Source organism: Rhodococcus sp. P14 (assembly GCF_000256505.1).
In the GTDB taxonomy this organism is placed as follows: Bacteria; Actinomycetota; Actinomycetes; order Mycobacteriales; family Mycobacteriaceae; genus Rhodococcus; species Rhodococcus ruber.
In genome coordinates this window covers 1-1,815 of sequence record NZ_AJFC01000214.1, presented here as the reverse complement: position 1 = coordinate 1,815, position 1,815 = coordinate 1, and the positions used below count along the sequence as shown (strand labels likewise).

Here is a 1,815-nt window from a genome sequence, read left to right as displayed (position 1 = left end):
GGGGGGGGCGGCGGGCCCAGCCGCTGACGGAACTCGTCGCGGAGGTGGAACGGGTCCTGGGCATCGGCATCGAGGCGCAGGCCAGGGCCGGCAGCGACGGCGGAGTCGGCCGGGAGAACCTCGACGCCTTCGCCGACGTGGTCGCCGGGTACGCGAGCCGCGGTTCGGCGACGTTGACCGGCCTGCTCGCCTATCTCTCCGCGGCGGAGGAGATCGAGGGCGGACTCGCCCCGGGCGAGGTGCAGGTCGCCACCGAGCGGGTGCAGGTGCTCACCGTGCACTCGGCCAAGGGCCTCGAATGGGAGGTGGTGGCGGTTCCGCACCTGACGGCGGGGGTGTTCCCCTCGTCGACGGCGGGCAGCACCTGGCTCGGCGCCCTCGGGGAACTGCCGCCGTCGCTACGTGGCGACCGGGCACTGCCGGACGAGAACAGCGAAGGTGTCCCCGTCCTCGATCTCGAGGACGTCTACGACCGCAAGTCGCTCGAGGACCGCATCGACACGCACAAGGACGCCCTCAAGCACCGGAAGATGGACGAGGACCGGCGTCTGTTCTACGTCGCGCTCACCCGCACGGAACGAGCCCTGTTCGTCTCCGGCCATCACTGGGCCGAGTCCGGAACGGAGCCGAAGGGACCGTCCCCGTTCCTGTCCGAACTGCACGAGCTGGTGGCGGAGCGACCCGGACTCGGTCGCGTCGAGATCTGGGCCCCGGCGCCGGAGGCCGGCACCGAGAACCCGATGACCGCGGATCCGCACACGGCCGTGTGGCCCCGCGATCCCCTCGGGCTCCGGCGCCCCTTCGTCGAGCAGGGCGCGGCCCTGGTCCTCGCGGCACTCGAGGAGCCCGAACCCGCGCCTCCGGCGAACCCGGACGACGACCCCGACGACTGGGCCGCGGACGTCGACGCGCTCCTCGCCGAACGGGCCCGTCGTGCCGAGCAGCGTGCCGAGGTGACGTTGCCCGCGCAGATGTCGGTCAGCCAGTTGGTGGATCTGGCTGCGGACCCGGCCGCGCTGGCCGCGCGACTGCGCCGCCCCTTGCCGTTCCGGCCGAACCCGCTCGCGCGGCGCGGCACGGCTTTCCATGCCTGGCTCGAACGCCGGTACGGCGCCACACGGCTGCTCGATCTCGACGAGCTGCCCGGCGCGGACGACGCCGGCGGCGACGAAACCGAACTCGACCGGCTCCAAGAGGCATTCCTGCGGTCGCAGTGGGCCCAGCGCAACCCGGTGGAGGTGGAGGTCCCGTTCGAGACCTCGCTGGCCGGGGTGGTGATCCGCGGCCGGATCGACGCGGTGTTCGAGGATCCGGACGGCGGCTGGACGGTCATCGACTGGAAGACCGGTGCCGAGCCCGACGAGGACCGGCTCGAGGCGGTGGCGATGCAGCTGGCCGCGTACCGCCTGGCCTGGGCGCAGCTGATGGCAGCCCGCACGTTCCGCGCGACCGGCCGGCCGGCCGAGCCGCCGCTCGGCAAGGTCCGGGCCGCCTTCCACTACGTGCGCACGGGACGGACCATCGCACCCGAGGACCTGCCCGGAGCCGAACGGCTGGACCGGCTGGTGCGCAGTGCCGGCGCGGACCGTCCGTCGGCCGGCGAACGAGAGCGACCGGCGTCAGCGGCGCGGGGCGTTGCGCCGGGCCGTGAGCGCCTGGGAGATCAGGGGTAGTTGCAGGGGCAGCCGGGCCACCGCGACCGCCTTCGCGGCCGGGGAGAGCCGCTCACTCCGCAGCCACGTCACGGCCATCTGCACGTTGGCCGGGAACACCGCGATCAGCAGCGCCGCGGCCAACGTCCCGCCGAGCCGGCGG

Annotated in this window: 1 protein-coding gene and 1 pseudogene; one reads left to right on the top strand and one right to left on the bottom strand. The window is 73.8% G+C overall.

The window, feature by feature from the left end:
- A partial coding sequence (locus OEY_RS28525; protein ID WP_010594698.1) for a PD-(D/E)XK nuclease family protein occupies positions 1 to 1,673 on the top strand: 1,673 nt, incomplete at its 5' end.
- On the opposite strand, the pseudogene OEY_RS0115135 reads toward OEY_RS28525, so the two are convergent.
- A pseudogene (locus OEY_RS0115135) lies at positions 1,620 to 1,815 on the bottom strand (hypothetical protein); the annotation flags it as partial. The gene OEY_RS28525 and the pseudogene OEY_RS0115135 sit on opposite strands and share 54 nt — an antisense overlap.